Below are 24,894 nucleotides of genomic sequence, written 5' to 3' on the forward strand. Positions count from 1 at the left end.
CCGATGGTTCATGCCTTTTCGTGGGAGCGGCCTCGGCCGCGAATGCTTTTCTCGAGGCCTCCGCAAGGCATTCATGAGCAAGCTCGCCCGCAGAAGAGAGGCGTTTGCCATGCCTGCACGGCAAACAGGCTCCCGCAGGTTCTCCCGTGCAAACGGCAATGAGCATGCCAAGGCGACGCGATCAGGGAAGCAGGTAGCGAATCGACTGGCTCGTGCGAGCGGCAGCAGTACGACAGGATCACGCGTCTACGATTTCCACGCCACCGGCAGGATGATCGCTCGCTGCCGGTCCCGCTCCGGCAACATCACCCCGTCGGATCCAATGTCCCCAGCCAAGCCACGAGCGCAAGGACCAGGACGGCCAGCCCCATCTCCGCCCACAGGCTTTGTTTCAATGTCCGGATCGCTGCGGAGGTATCGCCATCGTCCAGCGCGCGTTGCAGTACCGGGGCATGCCGGAACCGGTTGGCCGCCGCCAGCACCAGCATGCCGGCGAAAGCGCCCAGTTTGGCCAGCAGCAGACGGCCATACAGGCCGTGGACCAGGCCATCGAGCGAAGGACCGACGATGAGCAGGTAATTGAGGACGCCGCTGACGACAAGCACGATGACGATCACCGTGCCGAAGCGGGCGAACCCGCTGGCTGCGCCCGACAGCAGGCGCACGGTTTCAGGACCTTCCTGCCCAGCCGCATGGAAGGCCAGGACGATCAGGGCCACGATGGCCCCGACCCATGCGCCGGCGACCCAGAGGTGGACGATGTCCGAGCCCAGATGCAACCAACCCAGCGCTCCCTCGCTCATCGCGCCATGCCCGGCCCATGCCAACGTTGCGAGGGCGACCCCACCCAGCATCACTTGCGCGCCGACGCGAACCGGTTGCCGGCCGAAGCCCAGGAAGGGCACGCCCACGGCGAACAGCAATGCCGCGACCCGGATGTCCCATGCGATGCCTACGCTGGTCTGGGTCAGCAGCAGCACGGCGACATCCCGCACAGCGGCCGGATCGCCGGACTCGCTCATGCCCCGCGCCATCGCCCACAGTCCCAGGCCCGAGGCGGCAAGGGCCAACAGCGCGGCAACGCCCGTCAACCGGGCCAGGCGCCGCACGATCGGCAAACCCGAGCCGTCGCCCTCAATCGCCTGCAGCACAAACACCGGCAGGCCGAACGCCAGGGCCAAACTGAGATAAAGCGCCAGGCGACTGGCTACCAGCAACGCATCGGGCATCGCTTGCTTCCTACTTCACGCTGAATACCAGCGTGCCTTTCACCGGATGCGTATCGCCGCTGACCACATGCCAGTCGACGCGATACACGCCGGTGGCCAGCGGCTTCGCCGGGGTCAGCACCAGCGACTTGCCGTCGGCGCCGGGCGCGACCTTGGCGGCGATCTTCATCGGCGGCATTTCCATGCCGGGCATCTTGGTCATGACCAGTTCCGCGCCGGAGAGCTTCGGCAACAGCTTTTCGGAAAAGGACAGCGTGATGCTGGCTGGCGCGGCCACCGCGGCATTCGCCGCGGGAACGGAAGCAACGAGCTTGGGGTGCGCGAACACGGAAGCGCTGCCGAGGATCGCGGCGGCGGCGAACAGGCCAATGAAGGCGGAACGGATGCGGGACATTTTCGACTCCTGATGGGGGGAATGGGGGGATCTGCGGGCCGCGTCCAGGATCCGATGCGGATACCGACGACAACGCGGATGTCATCGATACGGCCATGTTCGCCCCGGCACGGGCCGGCCGTGTTGCCGTATCGACTTCAGGGTTTCGGTTCGAACAAGTCTTCGTAGAAACCCCAGGTCTTTACCTTCACGGTCAGGGGCGTTTCGCCCTGGTTGCGGAAATACCAGCCATGGGTGCCTTCGAACGGCGCGGTCAGCGCGCCCTGGTCGTGGCTCAGGCCCTTCTCCTTCCAGTATTGGGTGAAATCGCCGCTGGTGTCACCCTTCTTTTCGCCATGCATGTCGGCCTTGACCGGCGCGCTGGACTCCCACGTGTAGATGAAGTGGTCGCCGGGCTTCATGTGGGCCTTGATCTCGATGCCTTCGTGCGGGGCGATGGTGACTTCCTTCTCGTCGCTGCGGAACGGCGTGGCCTTGACGATGGATGCCTTGGTCTGTTCCGGCACCACGTAGGCCGGCGGAGTGGCGGGCGCCGCGGCGACCGGGGCGTCGTCTTCGGCGTCCTCGCCGTCGGCCATGCGCGTCAGTCCCATGGCCTTGCCCAGGCCGGTAGGGTCGATGCCGCGTTCGGCCGGCAGCACGAACAGCAACAGGATGATCCCGGCGGCCACCAGGGCCAGCAGCGACACCTTCCACAGGGTGCGTCCGGAGACGCGATACGAATCGGCGATGGTATTCATGGTGGTTTATCCCGCTGCCAGGCCGGAAAGCTGGTAGCCGATGAGGATGAAGCCGGCGCACATCAGCGCACCGTTGGCGGCGACGGCGGTCTGGCCGAAGAATCGGGTCTGGCGCCAGAAGGTCATCACGATGAGGATCATCGACAAGGCGATGAACTGGCCGATTTCCACGCCGACGTTGAAGCTGACCAGGTTGCCCAGCAGGCCGTCGCGCGAAAAGGACAGTTCCTGGATCTTGGTCGCCAGGCCGAAGCCATGGAACAGGCCGAACACCAGCACCGCCGCCTTCGGGTTGGGCTGGAAACCGAACAGGCGCTGGAATCCCCCCAGGTTGTCGAAGGCCTTGTACACCACCGACAGGCCGATGATCGCGTCGATGACATACGGGTTGGCGTGGATGTTGAGCAGCACGCCGGCCAGCAGGGTCACGGAATGGCCCACCGCGAACAGGGTCACGTAGCGCACCACGTCGCGCAGTCGGTACAGGAAGAAGATCACGCCGACCAGGAACAGCAGGTGGTCGTAGCCGGTGACCATGTGCTTGGCGCCCAGGTACATGTACGGCAGCACGTGCACGCCGCTCATCGACTGGATGAAGGCCTTGTCCTTGTCGGACACGCCATGGGCCAGCGCATCCGTCGCCAACAAGGCCAGCGCCACCATCAGTAGGGTCAGGCCCGGCGTCCAGGCAGTGCGCCATCTTTCCCGCGGCGGCGGGAGGGCAATGTTCATGAGTGTTTCCCCGGTGATCGTCTTGTGGGAGCGGGCTTGTCCGCGAATGCTTTTCAGGCATCGCAAAAGAGCATTCGCGAGCAAGCTCGCTCCCAAGGGGCAACGGCTCCTGCCTTCACGGAGAAGGCCGGCCAAAGACTTACGGCAGCTTGAACGTGGTGAAGGTCTTGGTGCCGTTCTTGTACTTCACCACCACGCCGACGCTGGCGCCCTTGGGCAGCTTCTGGCTGGCGACGAAGGCATTGCCCTTGCCGGCGGTCAGCGGCACGCTGGTTTCCTTGCCGCCGGCGGTGACCACCAGGCTGGCGGTGGCGTCGGCCGGCGCCACGGCTTCGTCGTCTTCGCTGACGTACAGTTCGACGGCGGCCGGCTTGACCACGAGTTCGAACACGGTTTCGCCGGACATCTTCACCACGCCACCGTGTTGCGGCTTCATGTTGCCGTGGGCGAACACGGCGGCTGGGGCGAAGGCCAGGGTCGCGGCCACGGCCATCAGGAACTTGCGCATGCGGATTCTCCGGTTTCGATTCGTTATTCGGGCTTGTGCGGCAGGATGAACGACAGCGTGGCGCGGTGTTCGATGTGGTCGTACTTGGCCTTGTCGTCGGTCGGGCCGATGTAGATGGCGGCCAGCACGTTCAAGCCCTGGTTGCGGATGTCCAGGCTGACCTCGCCGTTCGCGTCGGTGACCTGCGGGGTCTGGTCGGGATCGTTGACGTAGTCGTGCAGGAATTGCACGCCGGCCTGCGGCTTGCCGTTGAACAGCACCTTGAACTTGGCCGGCTTGCCATAAAGCTCGGGGATCGGGCCCACCGGCACGATCTGCAGCACCTGCCCGGCCAGCAACGGCACTTCCGCCGTCAGCGAATTGAGGAACACGCCGTACTTGTAGTTGTGTTCGACCATCACCGCGTCGGGCATTTCCTCGCGGGTCTTCTTGTAGAACTCGCCATCCTTCGCCCGCGCCCACACGCCGTAGTCCATCACCGCCGTCACCGCGGTCAACGGTTCGTCGCTGTCCACGGTGACGATGGGGCCGTTGGCCTTCAAGGTGACAGGCACTTCCTGCCACGAGGCGTTGTAGCCCTTCGAACCGGTGACCAGCGGCAGGCGCTTCACCGCGTCCAGGTCGTCGGCGCCGACGCCGTAGATCATCGCCAGTTGCTTGGAACGCTGGGCGAACCAGATGGCATGCGCGGAAACCTGGGTCGCCGCCAGCAGCAGGCCGCCGGCGACGGCGGCAACGACAGCAGTCGTGAACAACTTGGAATGTTTCATCGGGCCAGCCCTTGGTGATTGGATGGGGGACGCCTCACCTTAGTACGGATCGCGCGGCGCGAATGTCGGGAACGACGCGGGCAGGCAACGCTTCCTGCGGAAATGCGCGGGGATTTCGGCACATGCGATGTGCGTCCGCACAACGGCCGGTTTTCCGCCATCGCGGAAAGCAAGCCGAACCCTGCACTCAGGGCAGCATGCCGATGGCCTGCAGCAGGCGGGCATGGGCCAGTCCATGCTCGGCCTGGCGGTGGGCGAGCGAGTGGTCGGCTTCGGCGGAAGCGCTCAGCGTGCGCAGCAGTTCGGCCAGGTCGATCTTGCCGGTGGCGAAGGCGCGCTGCAGCAGTTGCGAGCGTTCGCCCAGCATTTGCATGCGTTGGCGTTCGGCGTCCAGTTGGCGCTCGGCCAGCGCAATCGCCCGCTTCGCCGCATCCAGCTCGGCGACATGGCGGCTGCGCGCCAGGGCCAGCTCGGCCTGGGCGGCATCCAGTTCGGTCTGTGCCTGCGCGCGCAACTGGCTGCGGCGAGCGGTGACGCCCAACGGCACGCTCAACTCCACCACGAGGCTGCGTTCGCCCGGTTGGCCGGGGCCCGCGACTTCGCGCTTGGTGCCGATGCTCAGTTCCGGCGGCGCGCCCAGCGAACGCCGCACCGCGGTCAACTGGCCTTCGGCGCGCTGCACCGCCTGTTCGGCGGCCAGCACGGCCGGCGGCGTGCCGGCGGCGGCGACCAGCTTGTCCACGTCGATGTGCGATTCGTTTTCGATTTCGCCGGCATCGGGCATTTGCTCCAGTCCGGTCAGCACGCGCCATTCCGCCTGCCTGGCCTGCAGTTCGCGCTGCGCATCGGCCAGCCCCGTCTCGGCCTCCAGCGCATCCGCACGCGCAGCCAGCGCGTCGGCCCGCACCAGGTCGCCGGCACCGACGCGACGATCGACGTCGTCGGCGAGTTTCTTCAGGAAATCCACCCGCGTCTGCGCCAGACCCACTTCGGCCGTGGCCATGGCGATGGCCCAAGCGGCCTCGCGCACCTTGCCGGCCACTTCCAGCCGTGCCTGCGCCAGGTTGGCGTCGGCCCAACCGACATCGGCGCTCGCCGCGCGCGATGCGGCACCGCGCTGGCCGGGCATCCACAGCGGCCAGCTCAACGCCACTTCGGTTTCGCTGCCGGCCGCGGCGCGGCTGCCGCCGTACCACTGGCCATCGGTGCGCGCATAGGTCAGCGCGGGCTCGTCGGCGGCGAAACTGCGCGCGATGCGCTGGCCGATGGCGGCGCGCACGGTTTCGCCTTCGGCGTGACGCGCTTCGACCGCGCGTTGCCAGGCGGCATCGACGGCTCGCGCCAGGCCGGGCGCGCGACCTTCGACTGCCGCGGTCGCGGGTGCGGCGACCAGCCATGCGGCGGCCAGGAAGCCCGCATGGCGGCGAAGCCCCGTTCGCAACGAAGCCCGATTCATGAGAACCGATCCTTGGCCCGGTAATAAGCGCCGACCAGCGGTAGGAACCACGGCGGGCCGAAATGGCCCGGAATGGCCGGCCACGGCCGCCCGCCCCACGGGTTGTCCAGCGCCTCGCCGGCGATGAGCTTCGCCATCACCTGGCCCATGTGCACCGACATCTGCGTGCCATGGCCGCTGTAGCCGGTGCTGTACCAGACGCCGTCGCGTTCGCCGGCTTGCGGCAGGCGGTCGCGGGTCATGTCCACCACCCCGCCCCAGCAGTAATCGATGGCGACGTCGGCCAGTTCCGGGAAGATGCCGAGCATGCCTTCGCGCAGGATCGGCGCGCTGCGCGCATCGGCCTTGGGCGAAGACACGCCGAAATGCGCGCGGCCGCCGAGGATCAGCCGGTCGTCGTCGGTGAGACGGAAGTAGTGGTGGATGTTGGCCACGGTGGTGCAGGTGCGACGGCGCGCGATGAGCCGCTGCGCGCGCTCGCGGCCCAGCGGCGCGGTGGCGATGATGAAGCTGCCCACCGGCACCATGCGCCGGCGCAGCCAGCCGAATTCGCGGTAGCTGCCATGGCGGCCCGCACCGCTGGCCAGCAATACCTGCCCGGCCTGGACCGGGCCGCGCGAAGTGCGCAGCAACGAAGGCTTGCCAGCGCCGCCGCGCTCGATGCGCTCGACTTCCGCGTTCAGCAGTATGCGGCCGCCGTTGCGTTCGACCGCCGCGGCCAGGCCGTTGGCGAAACGGCCCATGTGCATCTGCGCGCTGCGCTTGTACACCAGGCCGCCGACGAAACGGCCGCTGCAGATTTCCTCGGCGCGGACGCGCGCGGCGTCCAGCAGCTCCAGGTCGGTATCCACGCCATCGGCGACCAGGCGTTCGGCGCTGCGCGCAAGCGCATCGTAATGATGGGGGCGGGTCGCCAGCTTCAGCTTGCCGTTGCGGGCGAAGCCGCAATCGATGGCTTCCTCGCGCACGATGCGCTCGACCGTATCGACCGCGGCATCGTAGGCGCGGTACCACGCGCGCGCCTGCTCGACGCCGACCCGCGCGGCGAGTTCGCCGTAATCGTGCGCCAGCCCGTTGTTGACGTGGCCGCCGTTGCGGCCGGACGCCTCGGAAGCGACGCGGTCGCCGGCCTCGAGCACGGCGACCTTGGCGCCACGCGCCGCCAGCGCCAACGCTGCGGACAGTCCGGTGAAGCCGGCACCGACGATGGCCACGTCGACCGAACCCGGCCAATCGCGTACGCGCGGTTCGTACCGCGGCGCGGTGTCCATCCAGTACGACTGCACCTTCATCGCCCCACCTTCCACTACCCGGACCTGGCGAATACATATCGCATGGGCGCGGCCCTGCCGACGCATGCGCCGGTCCACGTTTCGCCTTCGTCGTGGACGCAACGGGATTGGAACACGCCGCCGCGCGGACGATCTCCGCGATCGACGCCCCACGACGACGCGGGCATGCGTTTCTGCCCGCGGCGTGCAGCAGGGAATGCCGCCCGGCGCACATGCGATCCGGAACGCCGCGCCATCGCGTTGCTGCACCCGCGAAACGGTTGCGCCGGCAACCAACCGGCCGGGCCGATCGACCGAATTTGCTCCGCTTCGGCAAGGATCGCCGCGCAACAAATACCGCCCCGCGGCCCGGCGGCAGCGTAAGCTGCTGCTTTTCGCCGCGGTCTTCGACGCGACAAGAATGTCCTATAGGGTATGCATCCACGTACGTATGGTGCGAGCCACTCGTATCGACCCGTCCCCCCGGTTGCATGTGATGAACACGATCCGCAAACCCGTCTTCCCGACCGAACAGGGCGTCGTCTACCGCCAGATGCGGGAAAGCGATCTCGATGCCGCATGGGACCTGTCGCTGGACCAGCACTGGCCGCATCGCCCGCTCGACTGGTCCACCGCGTTCGCGCTGGGCGAAGGCATCGTCGCCGAAGTCGACGGCCAGCTGGTCGGCACGGCGATGCGCTGGCTGTGGGGCGAGACGCACGCCACCATCGGCCTGGTCATCGTGTCCGAACAGATGCGCGGCCGCCGCATCGGCAGCGCGCTGATGAACCGCATCCTGGAAGGCCTGGAAGACCGCATCGTTTCGCTGCATGCCACCGAGGAAGGCCGCGGCCTGTACGAGCGCCTGGGCTTTGTGCGCACCGGGGAGATCCGCCAGCACCAGGGCACGGCCAGCAACGCGCCGTTGATGGCGCTGGACGAAGGCTGGCGGCTGCGCCCGATGGATCACAGCGACGAAGCCGCACTGTTCGAACTGGACCTGCAGGCGCGCGGCTGGGAACGTCCGCAACTGTTGCGCACGTGGCTGGATACCGCCGAACAGGTCATGGTGCTGGACCACAACGGCACGCTGGACGGCTATGCGATCCTGCGCCGCTTCGGCCGCGGCGTGGTGGTCGGCCCGGTCGTCGCCTCCGACGACATCGGCGCGCGCGCATTGATCGGCTACCTGATCGGCGCGGCCGCGGGCCGCTTCGTGCGCATCGATCTCGACTTCGATTCCGGCCTGGGTTCCTGGGTCGAAGAACTGCAATTGCAGCGCGTGGGCACGGTGACCTCGATGACCCGCGGCCCGCTGCGCCAGGACGCTGACGGCGCACGCCTGTTCGCGCTCGCCACCCAGGCCATGGGTTGAAGTCCACAAGATAGTTGCTCCCACGAAACCCCTGCCCGCCGCATCTTCTTCCGGCAACGCACGAACAACGGCACGCGCGCGGGCGTGGCGGTCGAGCGACGGCACCTAACACCAGCGCCGCGGTCCTACCCTGTAGCCACTCCCACGGTCAGGCCACGCGTCATGCAACAACCGATCCCCGCTCCGATCGTCGTCGAAGCCCCGGCCCGCCCGTCGGCGGCACAAGGACAGTCCGCCCTGCAATCGCTGCGCGCCCTGGATCGCGAACACCTGATCCATCCCGTGTCCGCGTGGCGCGCCCACGAGCGACGCGGCGTGACCGTGCTGGAATCCGGCCACGGCTGCACCCTGCGCGATGCCGACGGCAACGAACTGCTCGACGCCTTCGCCGGGCTGTGGTGCGTCAACATCGGCTATGGCCAGCAGAGCGTGGTCGACGCGGCCACCGAGCAGCTGCGCAAGCTGCCCTACGCGACCGGCTATTTCTCGTTCGGCAGCGAACCGGCGATCCGCCTGGCCGACAAGCTGATCGAGATCAGCCCCGCATCGCTGCGCCACGTGTATTTCAGCGGCGGCGGTTCGGACGCGGTCGACGCCGCGGTGCGCCTGATCGTGCAGTACTGGAACAGCGTCGGCAAGCCTGACAAGAAACACTTCGTCACCCTGCAGCGCGGCTACCACGGTTCGTCCTCGACCGGCGCCGGCCTGACCGCGCTCCCGGCGTTCCATCGCGGCTTCGACCTCCCGCTGCCGACGCAGCACTACATTCCCTCGCCGAATCCCTATCGCAGCGCCGACGCCGATCCGCAGGCGGTCATCGCCGCATCGGTCGCGGCCTTGCGCGCCAAGGTGGCGGAACTGGGGGCGGGCAACGTCGCGGCCTTCTTCTGCGAACCCATCCAGGGTTCGGGCGGCGTGATCATCCCGCCGAAAGGCTGGCTGAAGGCGATGCAGGACACCGCACGCGAACTGGACATCCTGTTCGTCGTCGACGAAGTCATCACCGGCTTTGGCCGCACCGGCCCGATGTTCGCCTGCGACGCCGAAGGCGTGCAGCCCGACCTGATGACCCTGGCCAAAGGCCTGACCGCGGGCTACATCCCGATGGGCGCGACCCTGCTGTCGGACAAGGTCTACGCCGGCATCGCCGACAACACCCCGCCCGGCGTGGTGGTCGGCCACGGCGCGACGTATTCGGGCCATCCGGTGGCCGCGGCCGTCGCCCTCGAGGTGATCCGCCTGTACCAGGAAGGCGGAATCCTGGCGCATGGACAAAAGGTCGCCAGTCATTTCGCCAAGGCGCTGGAGGACCTGGCCGATCATCCGCTGGTCGGCGACGTGCGCCATCGCGGCCTGCTCGGCGCGATCGAGCTGGTCAGCGACAAGGCGACCAAGCAAGGCTTCGACCCGAAGCTCGGCCTGGCCGACCGGATCAGCGACATCGCCTACCGCAACAAACTGGTGTTCCGTTCCTTCGCCGACCAGATCCTCGGCTTCGCCCCGGCGCTGTGCATCACCGAGGCCGAATGCGAACTGCTCGGCCAGCGCCTGCGCCGCGTGCTCGACGAGACGCTCGCATTGCCGGAAGTGCGCGCCATCGTGAAAGGCTGACTACGCATTCGCCGGCGCTCACGGACATTGACCGGTTCTCTCCTCTTAAAACAGAATCATTGGCGTCCACTTCCTGCAGGCAACCACCGTGGTCACATCCTTCAAGCTTGACCGCATCGACCTCCGCATCCTGGCCCACCTGCAGAAGAACGGCCGGATCACCAACGTCGAACTCTCCAACGCCGTGTGCCTGTCGCCCAGCCCCTGCCTGGTCCGGGTCAAGCGCCTGGAACAGGCCGGCTACATCACCAGCTATTCGGCGCACATCGACCTGGCCAAGCTGGGCGACGTGCTGACGGTGTTCACCGAAATCACCCTCTCCGACCACCACGCCGAGGACTTCAGCCGCTTCGAGAAGTCGATCCGCCAGGTCGACGAGATCATCGAATGCCACCTGGTCAGCGGCGGCTACGATTACCTGCTCAAGTTCGTCGTGCGCGGCGTCAACCACTACCAGACGCTGATGGAAGGCCTGCTGGAACGCAACATCGGCATCGAGAAGTACTTCAGCTACATCGTGATCAAGACGCCGTTCGTCAAATCGCACCTGCCGATCGAGCAACTGTTCAGCCAGCACCTCTGAGGGCCATGCCCACCGGGCCGGACTGGACCTGATGCCGCCGGCACCGCATCCGCTTGAGCGGCGACCATGGGCCGTCCACGACGGAATCTCCAGCATCGGAAGGCATCGATCTTTCGCTGCACGGGTCGCCTTCCGCTTCCGCGACCCGCCCTGTGTGACGGCGGAATGTTCTGCCGCCGCCACCGCGACAACCCCACGATCTGCCGCTGCCCCCGGCCGTCGCGGCACCGCTGCCGCCAGCGCCGGGTTTAACCTCGAACCATGCATCCGTCCCGTCCCGACGAGCCCCGTTGCAAGGCCGCGCTGACCCGCGCGACCGAGTACGTCAGGCAGCATCTTGCGGAACCCATTCCGCTGCAGACCCTGGCCGAACTGGCCGGGCTCAGCCCGTGGCGCTTCTCCATCGTGTTCCGCCGGCACATGGGCGTGCCTCCGCATCGCTACATCAGCCTGTGCCGGATCGAACGCGCGCGCCAGCTGCTCGGCCAGGGCATGTCCGCCGCCGCGGTCGCCGATGCCTGCGGCTTCTACGACCAGAGCCATTTCTCCCGCCACTTCAAGCATCATTGCGGAATGACACCGGGACAGTACGCCCAGCGTTGTGGCAGGACGACGACGATCGACCCGGTCGCCGCGCAACTCCATCCCGCCTGAGCCCAGCCCCCGCCATGAACGCCGCTTCCGCCTACGCCGACCTGCTGCCCGACCTCGTGGAACTGCGCCGCGACCTGCACGCGCATCCCGAACTCGGCTTCGCCGAACATCGCACCGCCGCGCGTATCGCCGAGGCGATGCGCGAACTGGGACTCGACGTGGCCACGGGCATCGGCGGCACCGGTGTGGTCGCGACGCTGCGCAACGGGAAAGGCACGCGCAGCATCGGCCTGCGCGCCGACATGGACGCGCTGCCGATCGTCGAGGCCAGCGGCCTGCCGCATGCCAGCCTGCACCCCGGCACACACCACGGCTGCGGCCACGACGGCCATACCGCGATGCTGGTCGGCGCCGCGCGGCATCTGGCGCGCACGCGCGGTTTCGACGGCACCGTGCATTTCATCTTCCAGCCGGCCGAGGAAGGCTTAGGCGGCGCCGACGCGATGATCAAGGACGGCCTGTTCGAACGTTTCCCCTGCGACGCCGTTTACGCGCTGCACAACTGGCCGTCGCTACCGCTGGGCACCGCGCAGACCCGGCCCGGACCGATCATGGCGGCGGCGGACCGTTTCGAGATCGTCGTGCACGGCCGCGGCGGGCATGCCGCGTTCCCGCAGAGCACGCCCGACGCGATCCTCGCGGCCAGCCACCTGGTCGTGCAGTTGAACGCCATCGTCTCGCGCGACATCGACCCGACCGAATCGGCGGTGCTGTCGGTGACCAAGATCGAAGGCGGCCACGCGCACAACGTCCTGCCCCCCAAGGTCGTCGTCGTCGGCACCGTGCGCAGCTTCAACCCGGACGTGCAGGACCGCATCGAGGCGCGGTTGCGCGAAGTCGCGGCCGGCGTCGCAGCGTCCACCGGCACGCGCATGGACATCGACTACCTGCGCTACTACCCCGCCACGATCAATACCGCCGACGAGGCCGCCATCGCGCGGGACGCGGCGGCGGCCGCGGGATTGCAGTCGTCGTTCGCACCGGTGCCGGCGTTCACTTCGGAAGACTTCGCCTTCATGCTGCGTGCGCGCCCCGGCGCCTATCTCTGGCTGGGCCAGGGCCGTGCCGACCCCGGCGCGGACGGCGAACGCCCGCTGCACCATCCCTGCTACGACTTCAACGACGACGCGTTGCCGCTGGGCATCGCCTGGTTCGTCGCGCTGGTCGAAGGGCAGCTTCGGGCCTGAAAACGGCCCCGGCGTGGCATTCGCATGCCATGCGGATTCGATCGTCGCGAAATCCGCTTAGACGCTGCGCCGATGGATCAGGCCGGGCGCCAGATCGCGTAGACCTTGCGCACGTAGACCTGGCTGTCCCAACTGCACTCGGCGCCTTGCCGGACCAGGAAGATGTCCCCCTTCGCGAAGGTCGCGCGCGCGCCGACCTCGTCCTCGAAACTCACCTCGCCATCGAGCAGGTACATCAACTCGTAATGGCGATAGCGCATGGCCCGGCGGGTGTATGGCGTCGAATCCCATGTCCCGCAAACGAATTCCCCATCCGTCGAACGGTGGTCGGTGAAGTTCCTGCAGGCCGGCGTTGGCGTCGTAAGCAATTCGGCCAAGGGTGCGCCGGAAGGCGCCAATTCGGCGGCGTAGTCGATCGGCACGACCCCCGCATCCTGGCCGGGCTGCGCCTGGTATCGCATGAAGACCAGCGTGGCCGCGTCCCGGGCCGTCCAGCGCACCTCGCTGCCGGCACGGATCACCGCCGACTCTCCCGGCGCCAGCTTCGATTCCAGGCCGTCGACGCGGAGCGACACCTCACCCTCCTCCACGATCACGAACTCGTCGCCGTCGACGGGCTCCCGGTGTTCTCCCTGGGCCACGCGCAACGCGCCGACGGCGACCGGCCCCGGAGGCAGCTGCACATACGACCGCGCCAAACCGCCCCCCGCGGAAAGCGACGCACGGGCGCTTTGCGCGAACTCGCGGAGATCGAAGAACGAGGGATAACCAAGAGGGGCGTTCATACAGCGCGTCCGGATCCGTTTGCGAAAAACGACGCCGGTCAGGTTACTTGCCGTGCCGAAGTGGAACCTGCCGAAGCCGCCGCCGCAGACGGAATATGATCGGCAACATCGCGGGTTTGCCGCATTCCTGGATTACCGATGCCAGATCGGCCAGCTCGGCGTTTCGGGAAGTCAGCCAGCGGCGCCTGGATCCGGTGTCCGGATCGTTCACCCAGCGCTCGCAAGCCGGCAGAATCGGGGCCTATGGGCAAACCCGGCCTCCACCGAGGACTGAACTTTACGGAGCCCAGCAAAAAGGCCCGCCGAAGCGAGCCTAAGTGCTTGAATTCTATGGCGCCCGAAGTTGGACTCGAACCAACGACCCCCTGATTAACAGTCAAGTGCTCTAACCGGCTGAGCTATTCGGGCGGGGCCGCATATGATGCCGGCACTGCCCGACATCGTCAATTCCCACCCGGCGCCAAAGCGAAGGCCCGCATCTCTGCGGGCCTTCTTCTGTCGCCGATCCGGGTCAGAAGTTCGGCGGCCCCGACTGCGACGGACAGCTGACGTACGTATTCGACCAGTTGCTGATGACGTAGTTGCCGGTCACCTTGTCGCAGGTCAAAGTCTGGCCGGATCCCGGATAATTCGATGGGCACAGATAGGTCGGACTGCCGAGGGTGGCCGTGATCACGTCGCCTGCCGCGATCATCGATGCCCTGACCTCCGTGTACTCGCCATTGGGAATGCCGCCCACCGCATTGTTGTTGTACACGGTCATCAATCCATTGCCGGCCGATACATCCGTGCCGAAAGACGCAGCCGCATTGGTCGACGCGAACCCGGTCACGTCATAGACCGTGCGATAAGGCATGGATCCCTGGCCGCTTTGCGTGCTTGTATTGCCGTTCCCTTGGTTCGTGTAGGTGCAGGAAACGGCGGTGACGGAATCCGTGCCGGACGTGTTGTAGTTGCCGACGCGCAACACCATGGCCCCGGCCGCCGAGGCCACCACCGGCAGCGGCTCGCCAGTGTGCGTGGTGCAATCGACCGGATTGGTGCTTCCGCTCACGCCGCACGGCGTATTGCCGCTGCCGAGCGGATGGGTGAATCCAAGCTCGCGCGGGCTGGCCGAGTTGATGGTGTAGTTTGCAGTGCCGAATCTGAATATCCCGCCCGGCGGACCGGACGTCGATCCGTTGATCCGCAAAGGTTGCGCCGCGGTCGTGGCTCCGTTGAAGTCGTCCGGATCGACGTCGCCGACAATCGCGATGCCGGAGTTCGAGGCGCTGGCGCGCGCAGTCGCATTGGTGACCAGGCCATCGGTCGGATTGCTGCCCGGAGTGACCTTGCCGCGAACCGGATCGGTGAAGCCTGGCGAAGTGTCGAAATCCGCATTGGTCACCACGATCTGGGAACCTGAGGTAGGCGTCCATTCCGCAAGCTCGGTCAAATTGATCGAAGTGAACGGCAGGGCCCGCAGGGCGCAATCACGCAATTGTGTGGTGGTGGGCGGATTCGTGCCGGTCCCCAAGCAGTTCGTCTTCGCATCGTTCAGAGCATCGACCGCCTCGGGTTCCAAGTAATCCACGTACAGGCCGCGCGAATGCAGCCAGCGCAGACCATTGACGGGGTTGAAGTTCTGTTCCGGCCGCGGCACGTCCACGCCTTGCGCGGCAGCGTAAGTCGCCGGACTCGGACTGGTCCGATTGTTGTACACCGACGCCGTGCCAGAAGCCGGCACGCGGAAACGCTGGTCTAGATAGTTCAGGACGAAGTTCTGGTAACCGTTCACCGAAGTCGTGCTGGGCGCAGGGGTTCCACCGTTGGACCCGGTATCCAGCAGATTCATGTAATCGTCGGAGAGATCGGCCGCGACATCGAAAATGCCGTCGACGCGGATCAGGCGACAAGCTTCCAGGTAGTTGCCGCCGGGCGCCGCCACTACGCCTATGCCTGTGGTTGGATTTACACTGCTGTAGTGGGTATGACTTGCGCGCCGCGGCGAGAACTTGGCGCCTACCACCCCGTCGGGGTCATGATGGTCGCGGCAACAAGCGTCGCAATAGCGACTCTGGGTCACGCCATTGGCTGCGCGCGCCGGCGCTACGGCGCTGGCTCGCGCCGGCGGTACATAGCGCAAGCCGTTCCAGTAGGTCGGTCGATAGCCGATCTCGGTGGAAGCCGTATTGGAGCAGGTGCATCCAACGACAGTGGTTTCTACCTTTGCCTGCGCCTCCGCCTTGCCACCCGAGAGCGTCGAGTAGGTAAGCACGTCGAACCGGGTTTCAATCGTGTCGTCGCCGCTACGCGCCTGCACCACCGGCTTGGGATTGGTGGCGGCCGTTTCCGAACCGTCGCCCACGGCGATCGGAATCACGCCGGTTTCCGTACTCGGGTCGAAAATGATGACCTTCGGACCACGCGATCGCCCACCGATACTGCGCTGGTTGCGTGCCGAGTCCATGGGATCCAGCGCCGCGATCGCATCCTCCAGCTTGACCACGCCTTGCTGGCCGGCCGCATCCGTCCAGGTAACCGTCACCGTCACGGTTTTGTATTCGCTATTGGCCAGATAGCCGGTACCCGCCGCGGGGTTCGGAGCGGGCAACGCACCCGTGTCGCTACCTGTGTATTTGACGAAACCGGTGGTATTCACCGGTATCGCATAGCGGTCGACCGTCCAACTACGAGTGAAGTTGGTGCCCCCAAGCGTGCCAGTCACGCCTCCGAGACCGCCGGAGAAGCGGCCGGTACCCGCATTCGTGTTGTCGATGTTCTGCGCCGACGTGCTATCAGTCAAGGCCAGATATTCCGCCATGGTCCGGAAGCCGCGCATTTTCTCCAGCTGGTCTTTTGCCAGCGCCAGAGCCACAGACTGCGCACGGGCGTTGGTCGATGCCTTGATCAGATTGGCTTGCAGCGCGGTCAGAGCGAGGATGCCGAACGACAGCACCACGACCGCGATCAGGACCTCGATCAGGCTGAAGCCGGCGATAGGTGAATATTCGCGATTGCGATTCATGGCCTGAAACTCCTCAGATCCCGACTTGGCTGTCGAGCCAACTACCGGACACCTTGCCAAAGCGCACGCCGGGAGGAATGGGACCGTTCGGGTTGGCGCCGACGCTGGTGTTGTCATAGATCAGGTCAATGCTGCCAGTGGTGTTCACATTGCCTTCCACCACCAGCGAGCCGACGATCTTCACGTTGCCGTTGCCGGTGACGCGATCCACATTGGCCTCCGGGGAATTGCTGCGCGCAAACAGCATGCCGAAAAAATCGACGTTGCCGTTGATCCTGATGGTACCGTCGACCACCAGCACCACCGAATTGTTCGCCGAGCCGATGTTGCCGAGGTCGCAGTTGCCGGTTACGTAAAAAATGCCGGTCGAAGCGGTATTGAGCGAGCTGCAATCGGCCAGCACGGTCGCGTTGAAGTCATCGATCAGCGTTGCCGCCGCGCAATTCTGGGTACCGCTGCTGCCGCAGTTGGTGTTGACCGTCGTGGCGTTTTCGTCCACGACGTTGGTGACGTCGAATATGTATTCGAACAGGGAGTCGTCGCTGGGATCCGTGTCGTCGTCCTTCGGCGACGAGCCGCCATGCTGGGCCGGGAAAAACTGGATATCCGCACCACCGCAATCACCATCGGCGTCCAACACGTCTCCGCGCTCGACCTTCACGCCATGCGAATGGCCGGAGAGAAAGTCCACGCCCGAAGCCGTGACCGCAGGACAGCCGCACGCCGTGTTGCTGGTGATGCAAGTGGTCTTCAGCTGGTCGCGCGGAGTGCCCTGGAGGTATTCGCCGATGTGACAGGTGGTCACGCTACCGACGCCCCCGCCACCGCAGCCGGTGCTGCTGTTGCCGATATCGACATTATTCGGCGACCAGATACTCCCGACCACACCATAACCACCGGCGTTCGGGGCAGCAACGATCTGCGCATTGCCCAGCCCCTGAACCGTGCCCGATGCGATCAATGGTACGGCCGCACTCGGCACGCGAGTGACAGCCGTGGCCCACGTCTCCTTCACGGTAGCCGACGAACTTTCGCCGGCCTGCTGGTTGCTGGCAATGAGCGTGATCGCAATGTTGGCGCCAGTAGTCGGCGAAGCTTGGCATTCCGGCTCAGGCGGCGTTGCCGCGCTGTAACCGAGGCGGCATAGCAACGCATTGACCGTCGTGGTGCCAGTGAAGCGCGACGTGGAAGTGGCGGTGTCGCTGGTCAAAGAGCCTTGCTGCAATCCAGCCAAGTTGGCATTCGGGATCGGGTCGATGTCTGCGGTGGATGGATCGTTGTCGTAGTAATACATCTGCTCGCGCCGGACTCGCGAGCGCTCGGCCGCACACGGGTGGGTCATCGCCACGGGACCGCCTTCGCTGGCCAACAATCCCGCAGGGCAACGCACCCAGCGCCTGGAAGTCCCGGTACTTGCGAGCCACCCCCCTTCGGCGGCAGAGGTGTTCACCACCACGGACCGCTTCGCGTTGAGGTACTCGCCGCCGAGGTTCACGGCGAGCTCCGCCATCTGCTCTGCTGCGGTTGCACGATTCTCCGCGGTCGCCGTGCGCTGGTCGAAGAACGAAACGTTGCTGGAGAAAAGCAGAAAGATCGTGACGATGCCCAACAGGAGCAGCGTTATGGCAAGCGTGGTGATGCCCGATTGCCGTTTCGGACCAACTCGGTGGACACGATGGGCGATGGAATTCATGGCGCGCTCGAGATTCATGGAGTGGGGGTAGCTATGCAGTTCGATCCAGGATTCGCGCGGATGCAGTCCGCGCGGACCCGGACCACCGCGTTCACGCCCCGTTTGATGGTGTCGGTTTCAGTGCCGATCAGCTGGCCTTGGATATCGACCGCGATTTCGCGCACCTGGATTCCCGGGCTAACCAACGAATTCGAATAAAAACCTGCATCGGGTTTGTTGAAACTGAGCGATGTAATGTCAATCGTGCGAGGGTCAGACAATGCGCACCAGCCTGTCGTCGTATTACACGCAGGCGGGTAGGAGGCGTAATTCGGTCCGTCGCCGCCGCAGGTTGGAGCCGTCGTCCCAGAGCTCTCCGCGAATTCGATGACGCCTACCTGTCTACCGTTGACCGTACGCAACCTGCGCCGGATCGCCCGCACCTCGCCATTGCTCAGATCCATCATCCCAGGGTTCGCGGGTAGGCGGTCATAGGCGTACACGACGCAGCCATCGCTGGCGCCAGCATTGGCAATCGACATCGTCGAAAAGGGCGAGAAGCCGGTGAATCCGGCCGGACGAGACACATAGTCCATCGCCCTCTCGTCATAACCGGCCCTGCGCAAGTCCTCGGTGATGAAGCTCAGGCTGTTCCGCAGTTCGGACGTAAGGCGCGTCGCGCGAACATACTCGGAATTGGCGCGCAAGCTGGACATCGTGAAAGCCAGCACGGCGCCACTGACGATCAGGCCCGCTACGAGCGCAACCATCAGCTCGATCAGGCTGAAGCCGGCCATGCGACCGTGACGGAAGTTCAGTTTTCGCATCGGGTACGCTGCCATGTTCAACACTGCCGACCGGTGTAATCGGAAAGCTTGGATGGCGCCGCGCTGGGTTCGCACTGGAACGCGCGACCATTGCGGTCTATCACCACGTTGAGACGGTAATCCATCGGGCCGTTTGCTGGCGCCTGCAGAAATATCCTGCCCTCGTCGTCCGAATCCGTCAGGCCGGCACGTTTGGGGTTGATGATCACGAGGCCATCTCCGGAGCCCAGAGTGGTAGCCGATGCGACCCTGACACCATTCCATTCGCGCTGGCTCGCGGGATAGGCGGCGATATCACAAGCTCCAGCGGTCAGGCAGTCGCAAGCGGTGTTGTCGTCCTCATCGATCCTCCTAGCGGCGCCAATGCAGAACTGATCGCCATCGGTATGGAACCCGACCTTGACGAAGGAATCGCGCCGCAAGGCTTCGAAGCGGGCGTTGCCCCAGAAGATGCTGATCTGATCGGCGGCCCCCCTCAACGCGCTACGCTGGCGAAAGTCCTGGAACGACGGCACGGCGAGCACGGCGAGGATCGCCAGCACGGCAAGTGCCACCATCAGCTCGATGAGGGTAAAGCCCCTTTGACCGGCAGGCATGTGTTGCCTCCATGAAACCCCAGCGGCGATGAAACCAGCCCCGATCGGGGAACGCAATCGCCCACCGGATGAACGGTAGTTTGGGGCCGGCCAGCGTCACATTGCGGCCGGGAAGCCATCGTCCGGGAATGTTAGGATGCCCGTATCATGCGTCAGGGGAACCGCATCATGAAGCAGTCCCGGGGCTTCACCCTTATGGAACTGATGGTGACAGTCGCCATCGTGGCCATCCTCGCGGCAATCGCCCTGCCCACGTTCACCGAGCAGGTGCGCAAGAGCCGGCGCAGCGAGGCCTTGCAAGGATTGACGGAACTGCAGCTTCGTCAGGAACGCTGGCGTTCCAATCACGCAACCTATTTCGATGGGACCGGCACAGGGTTCGGCAGCATGCCTTCGTCCAATAACTACACCTTTGCCATCACGAATGGATCCGTCAGTGCCACCGCGTACACCGTGACCGCGACGCCCATCGGCGCTCAGAGCGGAGATCGTTGCGGCACCTACTCCTTCGCAATGAACAACGGTACGGTTACCAAGACCGTGAGCTCCGGCGCAAGCAACTGCAGCCTGTGACTCAGGCGCATTACGTCACCACCCGATAACAGGGCCGGTATTCCCCGGCAATCTTCATCCGCCGCTGCTCCACGAACGCCCGCAGCAACGCATCCAGCGCCTGCATCATCGCGGCATCGCCGTGGATCAGGAACGGACCAAATTCCTCGATGCGGCGCATGCCGTCTTCCTTGACGTTGCCGGCGACGATGCCTGAAAAGGCACGTCGCAAATCGGCCGCCAGCGCCGGTGCGGGACGGCCGTGGTGCAGGTCCAGTGCGGCCATCTTCTCGTGGGTGGGCACGAACGGCTGCTGGTATTCCAGCGGCACGTCGATGGCCCAGTTGAAGTAGAACGAGTCCTTCTGCGCGATGCGGTATTCGCGCACTTTGCGGATGCCCGCCGTCATCTTCTTCGCCACGGCGACGGGGTCGCCGATGACGATTTCGTATCGCGAGGCGGCTTCTTCGCCCAGGGTCAGGCGGATGAACTTGTCGATCTGTTCGAAGTACGGTGCCGCGCCGGTCGGGCCGCTGAGGATCAGCGGGAACGGCAGTCCGGCGTTCTCTTCGCGCAGCAGGATGCCGAGCAGGTACAGGATTTCCTCGGCCGTGCCGACGCCGCCCGGGAACACGATGATGCCGTGGCCCATGCGCACGAAGGCCTCGAGACGCTTCTCGATGTCCGGCATGATCACCAGGTGGTTGACGATCGGATTGGGCGATTCGGCGGCGATGATGCCCGGCTCGGTGATGCCGATGTAGCGCGTGGTGCGGCGGCGCTGCTTGGCGTGGGCGATGGTTGCGCCCTTCATCGGCCCCTTCATCGCTCCCGGGCCGCATCCGGTGCAGATGTCCAGCCCGCGCAGGCCCAACTCATAGCCGACCTGCTTGGTGTAGAGGTACTCCTCGCGGTTGATCGAATGCCCGCCCCAGCACACCACCAGGTTCGGCTCGGACGGCCTCAGGATCCGCGCATTGCGCAGCAGGCCGAACACCGCATTGGTGATGCCGGCCGAGGTCTCCAGGTCCTCGATGCAATCCGGCCCCAGCTCGATGGCGGTCCAGGCGAGATCGCGGACCACGGCGAACAACAGTTCGGCCACGCCGCGGATAATTTCGCCATCGACGAAGGCCATGGCCGGCGCGTTCTTCAGGTCGATGCGCACGCCACGGTCCTGCTGGGTAACGTGGACATCGAAGTCGGGGTAAAGGTCGCGCGCCGCACGCGGATCGTCCGATGCGCTGCCGCTGGTCAGCACCGCCAGCGCGCAACGGCGCAGCAGCTCGTGCATGCCGCCGGCGGACGCATCGCGCAGGCGCGCCACCTCCGCCCGCGATAGCACGTCCAGCCCGCCCTTCGGGTAGATCCGTGCATCCTGCACCGGCAACGCCCTCGATGCCGCTTCGTTCATGGGTTCCGTTCCTGTCGTCGTATTCATTTGGCCGGTGACTTTAGCGCAGAAGCGCGCTCGGGGCATGCCCTCCCAAAAAGAAACGGCCGGGTTGCCCCGGCCGTTTCGGTGTTGCAGAAAATGCAGAGGATCAGAACTTGTACTTCAGGGTCAACAGAGCCTGCCACCGCGAGATGACGCGATGCGGATTGGTGTAGGTGTCGTAGATTCCGAACTCCTGCCAGTTCGGCGCGGTAGGAGTACCCAGGTCGTAGACGTACTTGCCGTTCACGACATCCGAAACGTTGACCAGACGACGGCTGGCGAAGAAACCCAGGCCATCCTGCGTGCCCCAGTCCTTGTTGAGCATGTTCAGGAAGTTGTAGACGTCCAGGCGGACGACGATCTTGTTGCTCTTGAAGAAGCCCGGGAATTCCTGCTGGACGCCCAAGTCGACCTGGTTGAACCACGGCTGGCGCGAGGAGCCGCGTTCCGCGATCCGGCCCCGATGCGACGCCAGATACGGATCGTTGTCGATGAAGGCCTGGAATGCCGCGATCTGCTCGGCGGTGGTACCGGCCTTGTAGGTCACGATCGGGTCATTGACCAGCGGGATATAGGCCAGGTCGACGTTGCTGGCGACGGCATCGCCGTTGACGTCGTTGCCGCCGAAGACCCAGCTGTAGGGCTGCCCGCTGTGGCCGTTGTAGTACAGGCTCACCGAAGTCTTGTTGTCGCCGAAGAAGGCGTGCTCCCAGTTCAGCGAAGCCTTGATCGAGTACTTGATGTCGTAGCGGGACGGCGCTTCGACGATCTCGTTCGGGTTGGCACGGGCCACCCAGTTGTAATTCGAATAGGCCTGCGAACTGGTGCCCGGATTGACTTCGGTGGCGTGGGTATAGGTGAAGCTGAGGTTGCCGCCGAAGCCGCGCGACATCGGCTTGTCCAGCGAGAAGGTCAGCGCGCTGGAACCGCCCAGATCGGTGTTGGTCAGCAAGGTGGAGCGGTAGTAGATCTCGGGATACGCGCCATTGTTGCTGCCGTTGCCGACCTGGCTGGTGTTGGCGTTGGGATAGGTCTGCCAGTAGGAGAGACGGCCGTCCGGCAGGGTGCCCTTCGGCGTGCCGACGTTCGGCAGGACATAGGCGATGGCGTTCTTGTGCTTGATGCGCTGGTATTCGACCGTGCCGATCAGCCCCCACCACGGCAACTCGGCGTCCCAGCCAAGGCTGAACTTCCACGCAGTCGGCAGCTTGAAGTTCGGATCCAGGACGTCGATCTGGCAGTTCGCGCCCCTGACGCAGATGCCTGGCGGAAGCGCGGAGGACTGCACGCCGGGCTGGTTGTTCGGATCGGCGCTGAAGGGATCGGTGACCGGATTGGTGCTGGTGTACTGCTTGGACGAGACCACACCGTTGTTGGTATACGGGTTGGTCAGCCACACGTACGGCGGAACGCTCTGGAACAGACCCGCGCCGCCGCGCAGCTGCATCATGCGTGGCGTATTGAAGTTGTAGTTGAAGGCCACGCGCGGTTCGAACACCTTGTTGCCGGAACCCAGCGTGGTGTCGGACGGATAGCCGAAGTAATGCTCCCATACCGCCGGCTGGACCGGATTGGCGGGGTTGTACTGGCCATTCGGCAGGGTCTGCCCGGCCGGCTGGTATCCGGCGACCGGCGGAGAGCGGTCGGCCTTCGGAATGTTCAGGCGCACGCCGAAGACGACCGACAGATTGTCGTTCACCTGCCAGGTGTCCTGCAGGAACGGGCTGATCTGGCGGTAGGTCCACGCACCCGCCAGGTCCTTCAGGGTGACGCCGTTCGGAAGGACGTTCTTGACGAACGTGCCGTAGTTCTTGGCCAGGATCTCGTCCGCCGGCGTGCCATTGCCGTTCTTGTCGTAGAAGCCATAGGAACCGTGCAGCAACTGGCCGAAGGCGTTGGCGATCTCGTTGCTCAGGAAATCGACGCCACCCTTGATCACGTGGCTGCCGGCGTAGTACGTACCAGACAAGGTGCCGGTGAAGCGCTTGCTATCGATCAGGTTCTCGTGGCGGAAGCGGTCTTCACCCGCGATTACCCAAGGAACGCTGGAGCTGATCTGGGTCGGGTTGTTGGGGCACGCGACCGCGCTGAAGCACGCGAACACCTCCGGCTGGTCTACCGCGGCACCATTGACGGCACCGTACTTCTGGTACCCGATCTTGAGTTCGGTGCTGAAGTTGTCGGTCCAATCGCTGAACAGCTGCACCGAATAGTTGTCGGTCTTGCTCGCCGCGTTGTACCAGTTGCTGGGCATGATGACGCTGTATTCCCTGGCGTACGAGCTGTACGGCTGGGGTTTGGCTTCCTCGGTGCGCTGGAAGGTGAAGCTGGCGCGCTGGCTGTCGGTAATGTTCCAGTCCAGCTTGGCCACCGTGCGCTTGTTCTCCAGGGCCGCCGCCGTGGCGGTACCCGGATCGACGCCGATGGTTTTGAACGCGTTGGCGACTTCGTCCACCTGCGACTGGGTCAGCCGGCCGGTGCTGAGGGCATCGCTGCCGACGCCGGCGAGACCGCTGATTTTCTGTTCTTCGTAGGAAACGAAGAAGAACAGCTTGTCCTTGACGATGGGGCCGCCGAAGGTAGCACCGGTTGTTTCGTTCTTGTCGTAGCCAGTGTACTTCTTGCCATCGAGCTTGCCGACCATGCTGCTGGCGTTGCTCTGAGCGCGGTACACCGAACCATGGAATTCATTGGTGCCCGACTTGGTGACGGCGTTGATGTTGGCACCCACGGAGTCCGAGGTGACGTCGTAATCGCTGACCTTGATGTCGTAAGCCGCGATGGAATCCGCCGAAATCGGCGAGCCGATGAAGGCCAGGCCGCTCGCCTGCAAGCCGAAGGGATCGCCCACCGACAGACCATCGACGCTGATGTTGTTGTAGCGGTTGTTCTGACCGGCCACGGACATCTGGCCTTCGCTCTGATCGGTAATGGTGATGCGCGGATCCAGGCGGGCGATGTCGTCGATGGAGCGGTTGCCGCTGACGGCGGTTTCCAGCGCACGGCCGCTGATCGAGGTGCCCACGCCCTTGTTGTCGGGATTGAAGATGGCCAGGGTTTCGCGCGAACCGACCACGGCCACGGTGCCCAGCGTGGTGGCATCGCCCGAGTGCAACTGCGCGTCGACGTTGCCGACCTTGTTCAGTTCGAGGTAGATGCCCTCTTCGGTATCGGTACCCGCACCCTGCTTGACCACGCTGACCGTGTACGGGCCGCCCACGCGCAGGCCGTGCGCGATGTAGCGACCGTTGGCATCGGTGGTTGCACGACTGACCGTGCCCGACTCCACGTGGGTGATGGTGACTTCAGCACCGGCCACGGGCGCGCCGCCAGCATCGGTGACCACGCCGCCGACGCCGGCCGAGGTGCTCTGCGCGAATACCGGGGCAGCAGCCAGCGCGGCCACCAGACCGAGGGCAAGCTTGGATTTCCGAAGATGACGGGATTGGTTCATTACTGGACCTCAGATGGGATTGGCTTGGAATCGGTATGGTCTGGTCGAGCGGC

At 65.2% G+C, this 24,894-nt stretch carries 21 protein-coding genes and 1 tRNA gene; 6 read left to right on the plus strand and 16 right to left on the minus strand.

Annotation, left to right across the window (positions count from 1 at the left end):
- Positions 1-305: 305 nt before the first annotated feature.
- The 8 genes from copD to J5837_RS00585 all read right to left on the minus strand — a co-directional run bounded on the left by copD (position 306) and on the right by J5837_RS00585 (position 7,187).
- Positions 306-1,229 (minus strand): copper homeostasis membrane protein CopD, encoded by a 924-nt coding sequence (gene copD, locus J5837_RS00550; protein ID WP_210534778.1) that lies wholly within the window; start codon positions 1,227-1,229, stop codon positions 306-308.
- A gap of 10 nt (positions 1,230-1,239) precedes the next feature.
- Positions 1,240-1,623 carry a copper homeostasis periplasmic binding protein CopC gene (copC, locus tag J5837_RS00555; protein WP_210534779.1) on the minus strand — a complete coding sequence of 128 codons (384 nt, stop codon included), beginning with the start codon at positions 1,621-1,623 and terminating at the stop codon, positions 1,240-1,242.
- Positions 1,624-1,760: 137 nt separating this feature from the next.
- Positions 1,761-2,363 (minus strand): hypothetical protein, encoded by a 603-nt coding sequence (locus J5837_RS00560; protein WP_210534780.1) that lies wholly within the window; start codon positions 2,361-2,363, stop codon positions 1,761-1,763.
- A gap of 6 nt (positions 2,364-2,369) precedes the next feature.
- Positions 2,370-3,095, minus strand: a complete 726-nt coding sequence (locus J5837_RS00565; protein ID WP_343227622.1) for a HupE/UreJ family protein — start codon at positions 3,093-3,095, stop codon at positions 2,370-2,372.
- Between the two features lie 139 nt (positions 3,096-3,234).
- Positions 3,235-3,603, minus strand: coding sequence for a hypothetical protein (locus J5837_RS00570; protein WP_210534781.1), 369 nt, complete (start codon positions 3,601-3,603; stop codon positions 3,235-3,237).
- 23 nt (positions 3,604-3,626) lie between these two features.
- Entirely contained in the window at positions 3,627-4,373 is a 747-nt protein-coding gene (locus tag J5837_RS00575; RefSeq protein WP_210534782.1) for a DUF4198 domain-containing protein, read from the minus strand.
- Between the two features lie 187 nt (positions 4,374-4,560).
- Positions 4,561-5,829, minus strand: coding sequence for a TolC family protein (locus tag J5837_RS00580; RefSeq protein ID WP_210534783.1), 1,269 nt, complete (start codon positions 5,827-5,829; stop codon positions 4,561-4,563).
- Positions 5,826-7,187 (minus strand): NAD(P)/FAD-dependent oxidoreductase, encoded by a 1,362-nt coding sequence (locus tag J5837_RS00585; protein ID WP_244755460.1) that lies wholly within the window; start codon positions 7,185-7,187, stop codon positions 5,826-5,828. The genes J5837_RS00580 and J5837_RS00585 overlap by 4 nt, the downstream gene beginning before the upstream one ends.
- 409 nt (positions 7,188-7,596) lie before the next feature.
- On the opposite strand from J5837_RS00585, the gene J5837_RS00590 reads away from it, so the two are divergent.
- The 5 genes from J5837_RS00590 to J5837_RS00610 all read left to right on the plus strand — a co-directional run bounded on the left by J5837_RS00590 (position 7,597) and on the right by J5837_RS00610 (position 12,510).
- Positions 7,597-8,475: a GNAT family N-acetyltransferase gene (locus J5837_RS00590; RefSeq protein WP_244755470.1), complete on the plus strand. Its 879-nt coding sequence runs from the start codon at positions 7,597-7,599 to the stop codon at positions 8,473-8,475.
- Positions 8,476-8,637: 162 nt separating this feature from the next.
- A complete protein-coding gene (locus J5837_RS00595; RefSeq protein ID WP_210534784.1) occupies positions 8,638-10,086 on the plus strand; it encodes an aminotransferase class III-fold pyridoxal phosphate-dependent enzyme in 1,449 nt (482 codons plus the stop codon).
- Positions 10,087-10,174: 88 nt separating this feature from the next.
- A complete protein-coding gene (locus J5837_RS00600) occupies positions 10,175-10,669 on the plus strand; it encodes an Lrp/AsnC family transcriptional regulator (RefSeq protein ID WP_210534785.1) in 495 nt (164 codons plus the stop codon).
- A 261-nt stretch (positions 10,670-10,930) separates the two neighbouring features.
- A complete protein-coding gene (locus J5837_RS00605; RefSeq protein ID WP_210534786.1) occupies positions 10,931-11,323 on the plus strand; it encodes a helix-turn-helix domain-containing protein in 393 nt (130 codons plus the stop codon).
- A gap of 14 nt (positions 11,324-11,337) precedes the next feature.
- The gene (locus tag J5837_RS00610; RefSeq protein ID WP_210534787.1) at positions 11,338-12,510 is read left to right on the plus strand and encodes a M20 aminoacylase family protein; all 1,173 of its coding nucleotides are present in this window, start codon (positions 11,338-11,340) and stop codon (positions 12,508-12,510) included.
- Positions 12,511-12,587: 77 nt separating this feature from the next.
- Here the strand turns inward: J5837_RS00610 and J5837_RS00615 are convergent, their stop codons facing one another.
- From J5837_RS00615 to J5837_RS00640, 6 genes are all read right to left on the minus strand, one after another.
- Entirely contained in the window at positions 12,588-13,295 is a 708-nt protein-coding gene (locus tag J5837_RS00615) for a cupin domain-containing protein (RefSeq protein ID WP_210534788.1), read from the minus strand.
- A 331-nt stretch (positions 13,296-13,626) separates the two neighbouring features.
- Positions 13,627-13,703 (minus strand) — tRNA-Asn (locus J5837_RS00620).
- 103 nt (positions 13,704-13,806) lie between these two features.
- The gene (gene pilV, locus J5837_RS00625) at positions 13,807-16,302 is read right to left on the minus strand and encodes a type IV pilus modification protein PilV (protein WP_210534789.1); all 2,496 of its coding nucleotides are present in this window, start codon (positions 16,300-16,302) and stop codon (positions 13,807-13,809) included.
- A gap of 13 nt (positions 16,303-16,315) precedes the next feature.
- Positions 16,316-17,995 carry a hypothetical protein gene (locus J5837_RS00630; protein WP_210534790.1) on the minus strand — a complete coding sequence of 560 codons (1,680 nt, stop codon included), beginning with the start codon at positions 17,993-17,995 and terminating at the stop codon, positions 16,316-16,318.
- A 14-nt stretch (positions 17,996-18,009) separates the two neighbouring features.
- The gene (locus J5837_RS00635) at positions 18,010-18,801 is read right to left on the minus strand and encodes a prepilin-type N-terminal cleavage/methylation domain-containing protein (RefSeq protein ID WP_210534791.1); all 792 of its coding nucleotides are present in this window, start codon (positions 18,799-18,801) and stop codon (positions 18,010-18,012) included.
- A 17-nt stretch (positions 18,802-18,818) separates the two neighbouring features.
- The gene (locus J5837_RS00640) at positions 18,819-19,397 is read right to left on the minus strand and encodes a prepilin-type N-terminal cleavage/methylation domain-containing protein (RefSeq protein ID WP_210534792.1); all 579 of its coding nucleotides are present in this window, start codon (positions 19,395-19,397) and stop codon (positions 18,819-18,821) included.
- A gap of 168 nt (positions 19,398-19,565) precedes the next feature.
- Here J5837_RS00640 and J5837_RS00645 point away from each other — a divergent pair, with 168 nt between their 5' ends.
- Entirely contained in the window at positions 19,566-19,970 is a 405-nt protein-coding gene (locus J5837_RS00645; protein WP_210534793.1) for a type IV pilin protein, read from the plus strand.
- 10 nt (positions 19,971-19,980) lie between these two features.
- Here J5837_RS00645 and ppnN read toward each other — a convergent pair whose 3' ends face one another.
- Positions 19,981-21,363: a nucleotide 5'-monophosphate nucleosidase PpnN gene (gene ppnN / locus J5837_RS00650; protein ID WP_210534794.1), complete on the minus strand. Its 1,383-nt coding sequence runs from the start codon at positions 21,361-21,363 to the stop codon at positions 19,981-19,983.
- Positions 21,364-21,493: 130 nt separating this feature from the next.
- A complete protein-coding gene (locus J5837_RS00655) occupies positions 21,494-24,841 on the minus strand; it encodes a TonB-dependent receptor (protein WP_210534795.1) in 3,348 nt (1,115 codons plus the stop codon).
- Positions 24,842-24,894 lie beyond the last annotated feature (53 nt).

This window comes from Pseudoxanthomonas helianthi (genome assembly GCF_017939625.1).
In the GTDB taxonomy this organism is placed as follows: domain Bacteria; phylum Pseudomonadota; class Gammaproteobacteria; order Xanthomonadales; family Xanthomonadaceae; genus Pseudoxanthomonas_A; species Pseudoxanthomonas_A helianthi.